The organism is Clostridium sp. Marseille-Q5894 (assembly GCF_946902305.1).
Classification (GTDB): domain Bacteria; phylum Bacillota_I; class Bacilli_A; order Erysipelotrichales; family Coprobacillaceae; genus Thomasclavelia.
In genome coordinates this window covers 146709-155805 of sequence record NZ_CAMPPT010000009.1, presented here as the reverse complement: position 1 = coordinate 155805, position 9097 = coordinate 146709, and the positions used below count along the sequence as shown (strand labels likewise).

The 9097-nt window shown below is 32.2% G+C and carries 10 protein-coding genes and 1 pseudogene; 8 read left to right on the top strand and 3 right to left on the bottom strand.

Annotation, left to right across the window (positions count from 1 at the left end):
• A pseudogene (locus tag OC535_RS13055) lies at positions 1-246 on the bottom strand (hypothetical protein); the annotation flags it as partial.
• A 191-nt stretch (positions 247-437) separates the two neighbouring features.
• Between OC535_RS13055 and OC535_RS13050 the strand changes: the two are divergent.
• The 8 genes from OC535_RS13050 to OC535_RS13015 all read left to right on the top strand — a co-directional run bounded on the left by OC535_RS13050 (position 438) and on the right by OC535_RS13015 (position 3447).
• Entirely contained in the window at positions 438-872 is a 435-nt protein-coding gene (locus OC535_RS13050; RefSeq protein WP_498824014.1) for a DUF6431 domain-containing protein, read from the top strand.
• A 296-nt stretch (positions 873-1168) separates the two neighbouring features.
• Positions 1169-1387: a hypothetical protein gene (locus tag OC535_RS13045; RefSeq protein WP_498824013.1), complete on the top strand. Its 219-nt coding sequence runs from the start codon at positions 1169-1171 to the stop codon at positions 1385-1387.
• A gap of 7 nt (positions 1388-1394) precedes the next feature.
• The gene (locus tag OC535_RS13040) at positions 1395-1820 is read left to right on the top strand and encodes a DDE-type integrase/transposase/recombinase (protein WP_498824012.1); all 426 of its coding nucleotides are present in this window, start codon (positions 1395-1397) and stop codon (positions 1818-1820) included.
• Positions 1759-2199 carry a transposase family protein gene (locus OC535_RS13035; RefSeq protein ID WP_498824011.1) on the top strand — a complete coding sequence of 147 codons (441 nt, stop codon included), beginning with the start codon at positions 1759-1761 and terminating at the stop codon, positions 2197-2199. The genes OC535_RS13040 and OC535_RS13035 overlap by 62 nt, the downstream gene beginning before the upstream one ends.
• 3 nt (positions 2200-2202) lie before the next feature.
• The gene (locus OC535_RS13030) at positions 2203-2406 is read left to right on the top strand and encodes a hypothetical protein (RefSeq protein WP_498824010.1); all 204 of its coding nucleotides are present in this window, start codon (positions 2203-2205) and stop codon (positions 2404-2406) included.
• Positions 2407-2526: 120 nt separating this feature from the next.
• A complete protein-coding gene (locus tag OC535_RS13025) occupies positions 2527-2880 on the top strand; it encodes an AAA family ATPase (RefSeq protein ID WP_498824009.1) in 354 nt (117 codons plus the stop codon).
• Positions 2881-2936: 56 nt separating this feature from the next.
• On the top strand, positions 2937-3254 hold the full coding sequence (locus tag OC535_RS13020; RefSeq protein WP_498824008.1) for a hypothetical protein: 318 nt from the start codon (positions 2937-2939) through the stop codon (positions 3252-3254).
• Positions 3255-3267: 13 nt separating this feature from the next.
• Positions 3268-3447, top strand: coding sequence for a DUF6618 family protein (locus tag OC535_RS13015; protein ID WP_498824018.1), 180 nt, complete (start codon positions 3268-3270; stop codon positions 3445-3447).
• A 1563-nt stretch (positions 3448-5010) separates the two neighbouring features.
• On the opposite strand, the gene OC535_RS13010 is transcribed toward OC535_RS13015, so the two are convergent.
• Positions 5011-5535: a transposase zinc-binding domain-containing protein gene (locus OC535_RS13010; RefSeq protein ID WP_498824007.1), complete on the bottom strand. Its 525-nt coding sequence runs from the start codon at positions 5533-5535 to the stop codon at positions 5011-5013.
• Positions 5536-5978: 443 nt separating this feature from the next.
• Positions 5979-6185 carry a hypothetical protein gene (locus OC535_RS13005; RefSeq protein ID WP_498824006.1) on the bottom strand — a complete coding sequence of 69 codons (207 nt, stop codon included), beginning with the start codon at positions 6183-6185 and terminating at the stop codon, positions 5979-5981.
• Between the last annotated feature and the right edge of the window lie 2912 nt (positions 6186-9097).

Sequence of the window (9097 nt, the reverse complement as noted above, 5' to 3'; positions counted from 1 at the left end):
ATTTAATTCTTTTATTCCCTCACAATAAGCTGTAATACCTGCATATAATTTGGATGAACCAGAAACAAGACTATTTGAACCATTTAGTAATTCTTTACTACCAGAAGCTAAAGAAGAAACGCCTTTTATCATTTGATTATATCCAAAAACAATAGTAGCTACTCCATTAGTATAATTATTTATTCCTTTATCAAATTCTTTATAATTGACAACAAGCTGATTAATTCCTGATGCTAATTCTGACATTTTTGTAAGCATATTACTAAGAGTATTTATGAATTCAGATATTGCAGTATCAAATTTATTATATTCATTTTCTAGTGAAGTTACACCGGCATATTGTTGATTAGCACATTATATAAAATAAAAACAATACCATCCAGTCAATTAAAATTAATAAATGCAACAAAACAGTTAGAATAATTTGATAAAATTATATGCAAGTTATTCTAACTGTTTTATTATTATATAAAGGAGTTAAACATACGAAAAAAGAAAGGGTCATCGGTTCGCCTTCCTGCCTTTCTTTTCCCAAAAACAAAACGTATGTTTTGTACAAGATTATGATAACATTTCAAACCTTCAATTTCAACAATTATTCTCAAGATTCATATGACCTTGATATTTCATCTCTTGCTCTTACTAAAATCAAATGTACATGCGGTTCTACTGGTCATTTTCACAGACATGCTGTCTATCCCCGTTATTTAACTCTTGATTCTGACAATACTATTTTAATTTCTATCGTTAGAATCAAATGCGAAAGCTGTAACTGTACTCATGCTCTTTTGCCCAGTATTATCATTCTCTTACCGGATTTTGTCCAATCCCTGTATAATAAAAATAATCCAGTCCTATCGCAATGTCAGTGATTCTGCTTCTGTTATTTCTAAAATAACTGGTTTTCTAGAGAACTGGTCAAAAAAATTATTGCCTTTTATATTAAATTTCACAAAGAACGTCTCACTTCTTTTTTGGCTTTTTTGGTAGGTGTGACTTTGAATGTTTTGATTTCATAATAAATTATTTTTCAGAATATCATGTTATGTTTATGCAGCATATTTCAACTAAAAATATGATCATTTTTACATGATTTCTTTTTCCCATACCCCTTCCTTTGAATATGCCTCCACTCTGTTATATGGTTAGGTCAGGAGGTGTATTCTATATGAATAACAGTAAAAAAGATTTAAACATTCAAATTGCACTTTTCAGGTATGAACTGATCGTTCCCGTTCTTAATGAAACATATCCTGACCGTTCTGCGCTGCAGTACTACAAAAGAATTACGTCTACTCCGTTTCGGTATCCTGACGGCACTTCTAAAGAATTCTCTTTTCAGACTGTACAGTACTGGTATGACCTGTACCGCAGGGGAGGGATTTAATGGGCTGATGCCAAAAACACGTGAAGACAAGGGGCATTCACGCAAACTGACCAAAGATGTAAAAAATAAAATCATTGATGTAAGCAAACAACTCCAGGATGACCGCCACTTCCATTTATCTAAAACTGATAGAAGATGGCGATATATTGAAAAAAGATGTATCACTTTCAACAGTATCAAGATTTATTGCCTCAAAACCGAACTTAACCGAATACCTGTTGAAGATATGCGGGCCTTTGAAATGGAACATTCCAATGACATGTGGCAGATGGATACTACTTACTGTTCCTATATTAACGATGACAGCGGGCATAAGCTCAGAACATATCTGATCATGATTATTGATGATCATTCAAGGATGATTGTTGGTTATGGATTTTTCTCGAGACAATGCAGTAAATGTTCAAACCGTATTAAAGAGAGCTGTAACTAAATACGGCATACCAAAAAGAATTTTTACTGACAACGGCACACCGTACAAGAATGAACAGCTGCCACTTATCTGTGCTCAGCTGCAGATTCAGATAAGTCGTGCAAAAATCTTTCATGGCAACCAGAAGGAAAGATTGGAGCGGGCCTTTAAATCAGTAAAGGAACAGTGGATGTACAATACTGATTTCAGCCAGTTTAAAAATATCGAGGATATAGATGCTGCTTTTGGTATATATGTCAATCAAAAAAACAATTCTCCACATGCATCATTAAACGGTCAAACACCATTGAATGTATTTATGGATGATTCAAACTTAATCAGGAGAATCGATTCAAATTTACTTGAAAAGATATTTTATCATACGGTTACCAGAAGGTAGCCAATGATGCAACAATCAGACTCAATACCAGAATTTATGAAACAAAACAGATATATCGGCACAAGAATAACAGTTAAATACAAACCGGATTTAAGCAACGTTTATATATATGAAAATGACAGTTATATAGAAATCTTTGAAGTCAGAAAGGTTGACAATTCCAGAATAAAAAGAAATAAACCATTATTTGCACAGGAGGATTCATGATGAAGGATTTTAAGATTCATTACGGACTTGAATTCAATCGTTTGAAAAAGGACAGCCTGATATAGAAATATCTACAAATGATTTTTAAAGAAGCACTTGGTCGGCTTAACTATCTGAAAGATGTTCGAAATTGGACTTTTCACAGGACGCAGTGGAACTGGCAAGACATTTATCATGAAAAAATTCAGTGAGACACTAAACCCAGGACTGTATAAGGTTATCTATATGCCAATGTCTACATTGACAACGATTGAATTTTATCGTGAGCTGAGCAGTCAGCTTGGGCTGGAACCACAGCATAAAAAAATAGATAATTTCAGAAATATACAGAGCTATATAAAAAGTACTGTCGATGAAAAAAGGATCGTACCAGTGATCATACTGGATGAAGCTCAGTTTTTAAAAACTGATATTCTTAATGATCTTATAATGCTTTTAAATTTTAATTTTGATTCAAATAATTATGTAATTTGATCCTGTCAGGAACACCAGTATTAAATCACACTGTCAACAGAGCTGTGCATGAAGCATTGAAACAGCGAATTGTAATTCAGTATGAAACTTCTGGAATGAATGAGAAAGATATCGAAAGGTATGTGGTTGAAAAGCTAAAAAAAGCAGGAAGAACACAGCCGCTGATAATGCCAGATGCGCTCAAGGCATTATCAAATGCAAGCCAAGGATCATCAAGAAAGCTGAATAATTTATTGACCCACTGTTTAATAATAGGAGCAGCCAGAGAGAAAATGGTAATCGATAATGAAACAGTAATGAGGCAGCAAATGAAATCGGATAAAACAATAAGATATAACTGCAGATATAAAAGCAGGTATGGAAATGTGAAATAAGAAATATAAAAAAATCAATGAAATAACATCATTCAGTATAAGCGGAAGAAAGAGCAGGTATGACATATATTTAATTCAGCTGGGACAAGAGCGTTGGATTGGTATACCAGAGATAAATGTATCAAGTCCATTAAGTACGTTAGATGATATTTTTGGAACAGTGAAAGGATTGGAAATATCATGCACAGCATAATTGATGGTGTAATGATTGCAGAAGGATTAAAATTAATATGAAAATGCAGTGTAAAGCTGCATTTTTGTTACTGTTAAAGTATAAAATAAAGTGCGGATATTGTCTAAAATAGTATAACAAATTTAATTAATCGTGATGATTTTACATTTAATACTGTCTAATTTAATTTGAAAAAGTTAGTTAAATTAATTCGCTAAACAACAAAATGACATTGCCAACATATTTATTTGATTATCTTTCAAGAACGATCAGGATATTGATTGAAACAGCTTGCGACTGTTTTGAAAAAGAGTATGAAGAGTCATACCGAAAATATCACTGATGAGACTTTCGTAGTCATAGATCAAATGAATGAAGAAATGCATATGATATTTATTTTTAAAAAGCTGAATATCCTTAAATAATATGAATATTTTTTTATCCAGCGGTAAAGTGTTGAAACAGATATCTGAAATATATTGACGATTTTTTCAATGGTCAATGAAGAAGAAACATCTTCAAGAGAGGACATGAAGTACAAAAATATGGAATATGATGAATGAGGTATGATAAAAGAAGCAGGCAAAATAGAATGAAAATGACCGTCATTACGGCAGTACATCACAGGGACTTCAAGCATCTGATCATCAATTTGGCCATTATGAAAAGAGATATAATGTCTCTGATAGGACTGATAATATTGATATTGAAGATTTACAGACGATGCCGTTATGGTATGTAAAGATGACAGCTCAAATGATTGAGACAGTAGAATTCGAAATCGCGGTTGTGAAAAGAAGGTTCATTATAGAATTTAATATTTTGAGAATCAAAAGCTGACTTGATATTGAGTATAAAATCCTGTATCATATAATTTGTATCATCAGTATCAACGACGATTGAAAAGGGACAGTGTTAGAGGGTGAAGCTTTAACGGGCTGTTTCTTTTCTTTCCTTTCATAATATTGATCGATAGATATCATACACTATTCTGCAAATAAAAAACAGATTAAGGTTGATGCAGTGCAGTTTGAAGACCATCTTTCTTAATCCGTTTGTTTTTTATTTGCAGTTTTGTATTATTTTTTGTAGGAATTTGCGGTTTAACGGTTGAAAACTGTAAACAGATTCTGTGACATTACACGCTTATTATCTTCATGACGATGTAGAACCAATGAATCATTTTCTTATCAATCATAGTTTACTATCCTGCTTTGCCATTATTGGTCTGCTGGTATAACGGGTTATATATTGAACACATTTTCAATGTCGTCCTTAGTCTGTTCATCTTTGATTTTTGGAGCATAGACATAGAACCCTTCCTCGTATTTTCGGTAGAACCACTTTAAGGCTTTGAAATTCTTTGTCGTTGCCAATGTGTCTGTCAAGATAGCTGAGTAATTGATAACGCCATGTCTGTGAAGTTTTTATAGTCCATATAACTAGTTTTTGATTTTGTCATCTTTAGAATCATAAGCATCTTCGCATACCAGAACATGGATATGCTTTCCAAGAGGTCTGCCAAAAGTGTGCAATGAGGCAATGGCGCAAAATCACATTATCAGTTGTATCTTTGTAAAGATATTAGGTGTACTTTTTTTTTTTATGATGAAGATACCTTTCTTTTTCAAGACGCTTTTGTCTGCGATATTTTCTGTCGTTGAAAAGGGAAGCCAGTATTTCTGGCAACGACAAAAAGACCATCAAGCAGTGATCGGTTTTTGATAAAGTACCGCGAAGCTGAGCAGGATTAAAGACGATATGACGATGTTTGGATTTAAAAGCCATAGAGCTGACATAAGCAGCGCGTCTTTGACTGGATTTAGAACCACATTTGGTACAGTATCTGGAACTGCAGGTATGAGCAACAATAGTTTCATTGCCGCAGTTAGGACAGACAAAGAGATCATAACCAGATGGATGAAAGAACAAGGATAGTTTTTTGAACATTATCAAAAGAAACATCCTGAGTTTGCCTTTATCCTTGATTAATGATATAGTCGTAATTGTCAAGAAGATATATTTAAAGGTATTTTTACCGTCTTTTTTAACAAACTGCTTAAAATTAAAAAGACTAATGTATTCAGAAGGAACAGATAAATCGATCATAAGTCATCTCCTAAAATCATTATAATACCAAAAAGGATGAAAGGCATTTAAAATGCACTATTGGACAAGTTATTTGTCCTTTTTTCTGTCCGTAAGCGTTACTTAATATTACTATTTCTTCTTTAGCAGAATCATTTTCAGCAGCAAATATCATTGTAGTATTTGTTGTCATTAAATGCAAGAACTATAACAATAACTTTTTTATATATTTTATTTTGTAATACCTCCTTATGTTTTTTTATAACTAATCCATCAAATATATATAAAGCTGGCAGAACAAAAAGCACAATGATAAGAGAACAAACTGTTCCTTTTCAAGAGAATCTAATTGTGAAAGTAGTCCATGAGTGAAATGTTTCCAATAAAAATCCCACGATTGTCAAAACTCCGCCAGTTAAAATGGAAACGGTAACAGAAGAAATTGTACTATTATTGCTTGCTTTTTATTGTTGTGATTCGTTTTCTTTATACCTATCTGAAAATAGTATTGCATAATCTACTGTTGCACCTAGTTGAATAGAATTGATGATTAAGTAAGCAATATAGAAAATCGTACTATTTGTAAAATAAGGAATAGATAAATTTATCCAAATTGCTGTTTCAATAGCTAACACTAAAATAATTGGTAAAATAATAGATTTTGTTGTCAATAAAAGTACAAAATACAGCTCCAATAGCTAATAGATTTACTTTTTTCATATCCATAAGTAACCATATCCATTTTAACTTCTGTTTTGACAATCGTGGGATTTTATTGAAACATTTCACTCATGGACTACTTTCACAATTAAGGATTCTTCTTTGGAAGAACAGTTTGTTTCTTATCATTGTGCTTTGTTCTGCCAGCTTTACTATATATTTTTGATGGATTAGTTATAAAAAAACATAAAATTATTACAAAATGAAAATATAAAAAAAGTTATTGTTATAGTTCTTGCAATTTTAATGACAACAAATACTACAATTGATATTTGCTGCTGAAAAATTCTGCCAAAGAAGAAATAGTATATATTATGAGTAACGCTGATGGGACAGTAAAAAGGGACAAAATAAATTTTGTCCACCTGGTGTTGTTACATTTTAAATGCCTATGCATCCTTTTTTGGTATTATAATGATTTTAGGAGATGACTTTATGATGATTTATCTGTTCGCTGATACATTAGGTCTTTTAATTTTAAGCAGTTTGTTAAAAAAAAGCGGTAAAAATACTTTTAAATATATCTTCTTTGACAATTACGATTATCATTAATACATGATAAAGGCAAACTCAGGGATGTTTCTTTTGATAATGTTCAAAAAACTATCCTTTGTTCTTCCATCTTGGTTATATCTCTTTGTCAGTCCTAACTGCGGCAATGAAACTATTGTTGTCATACCTGCAGTTCCAGATACTGTACCAAATTGGTTCTAAATCCAGTCAAAGACGCCTCTTATGTCACTATGGTTTTAAATCCAAATCTCATATCGTCTTTACCATGCTCAGCTTCGCTCTACTTTATCAAAAACCGATCACTGCTTGATGGCTTTTTATCGTTGCCAATCTGGCTTCCCTTTTCAACGACAGAGAAAAATATCGCGACAAAAGCGTCTTGAAAAAAGGTATCTTCTATCATAAAAAAAAAGCAATATATCTCAAAGCTGCTCTTTTACAAGATACAAGCAGTAATTGATCTTTGGTGCCATTGCCTCATTGCACACTTTTGGCAGACCTCTTAGTGAATCCGCTATCCATGTATCTGGTATGCGAAGATGTCGTTCTAAAGATGACAAATCAAAAACTTCAGTTATATGAATATAAAAAACTTCGCCAGACGCTGGCGTTATCAATTATAAATATGTATTGGTACATTGGCAACGACAAAGAATTTCAAAGCCTTAAAAGCTGGTTCTACCGAAAATCGAGGAAGGGTTCTATGTCTGCTCCAAAAAATCAAAGATGAACAGACTAAGGACAGCATTGAAAAATGTGTTCGAATTTAACCCGTTATACCAACATTCCAATATAATGAAAGCAAGGATAGTAAACTATGATGATGATAAGAAAATGATTCATTTGGTTCTATCATCGTCATGAAGATAATAAGCGTGTAGATGTCACCAGAATCTGTTTACAGTTTTCTTAACTGTTCGCCGCAAATTCTCTACAAAAAAAATAATGCAAAATGCAAATAAAAAAAACAAACGGATTAAGAAAGATGCCGTTTCAAACTGCGCACCATCAACCTAATCTGTTTTTTATTTGCAGAATAGTGTATGATATCTATCGATCAATATTATGAAAGGAAAAAGAAAGAAAAAGCCCGTTAAAGCTTCTCACCCTCAACACTGTCCCTTTTAAATCGTCAGTTGATACTGATGATACAAATTATATATACGATTTTATACTCAATATCAAGTCAGCTTTGATTCTCAAAATAAATTCTATAATGAACCTCTTTTTCACTATGATTTCGAATTCTACTGTCTCATCATTTGGAGCTGTCATCTTTACATACTCATGCATCGTCTGTAATCTTCCTTCAAATATTTCAGTCTATCAGAGACATTATATCTCTTTTCATAATGGCAAATTGATGTCGATACTTGAATCCTGAACATACCGTAATGACTCATTTTTTTATTTTTGCCTGCTTCTTTTATCATGCCTCATTCATCATGTCCATATTTCTTCACTTCTCCTCTCTTTGAAGATGCATTGACCATTGAAAAAAATCGTCAATATATTTCAGATATCGTTTCAACTACCGCGATAAAAAAATATTCATATTATTTAGGATATTCGCTTTTAAAAATAAATATCATATGCACTCTTCATTCATTTGATCTATGACTACGAAATTCAGTGATATTTTCGGATGACTCTTCATATCTTTTTCAAAACTTCAATATCCTGATCGTTCTTGAAAATAATCATATGTTGGCAATGTAGTGTTTCGAATTAATTTAACTAACTTTTTTCGATTAAATTAGACAGTATTAAATGTAAAATCATGATTAAATGTTATCTATTTTAGACAATATCACACTTTATTTTATACTTTAACGTGAAAATGCGGCTTACACTGCATTTTCATTAAATTTTAATCCTTCTGCAATCATTACACCAATAATTATGCTGTGCATGATAAATCCTTTCACTGTTCCAAAAAATAAATTAACGTACTTAATGGACTTGATACAATCTCTGGTATACCAATCAATAACTGAATTAAATATATGTCATACCTGCTCCATCTATACTGAATTGTATTTCATTGATTTTATTTCTTATTTCCATTTCCACCTGCTTTTTTATCTGCAGTTATATCTTATTGTTTTATCCGATTTCATTTGCTCCATTTGTTTCATTATCGATTACCATTTTTCAGCGTCTATTATTACAGTGGGTCAATAAATTACTCTTGATGATCCTGGCTTAATAATGCCTTGAGCGCATCTAATCAGCCCTGTTTTTAGCTTTTTTGACATACCTTTCGATATCTTTCTCATTCATTCCAGAAGTTTCATACTGAATTACAATTCATCTTCAATGCTTCATGCACAGCTCTGTTGACCAGTGT

Bases quoted from the DNA above. Each gene is read 5' to 3' on its own strand.
- OC535_RS13050 (WP_498824014.1), top strand. From the start codon at position 438: ATGCAAGTTATTCTAACTGTTTTATTATTATATAAAGGAGTTAAACAT.
- OC535_RS13045 (WP_498824013.1), top strand. From the start codon at position 1,169: ATGAATAACAGTAAAAAAGATTTAAACATTCAAATTGCACTTTTCAGG.
- OC535_RS13040 (WP_498824012.1), top strand. From the start codon at position 1,395: ATGCCAAAAACACGTGAAGACAAGGGGCATTCACGCAAACTGACCAAA.
- OC535_RS13035 (WP_498824011.1), top strand. From the start codon at position 1,759: ATGGATTTTTCTCGAGACAATGCAGTAAATGTTCAAACCGTATTAAAG.
- OC535_RS13030 (WP_498824010.1), top strand. From the start codon at position 2,203: ATGATGCAACAATCAGACTCAATACCAGAATTTATGAAACAAAACAGA.
- OC535_RS13025 (WP_498824009.1), top strand. From the start codon at position 2,527: ATGTTCGAAATTGGACTTTTCACAGGACGCAGTGGAACTGGCAAGACA.
- OC535_RS13010 (WP_498824007.1), bottom strand. From the start codon at position 5,535: ATGATCGATTTATCTGTTCCTTCTGAATACATTAGTCTTTTTAATTTT.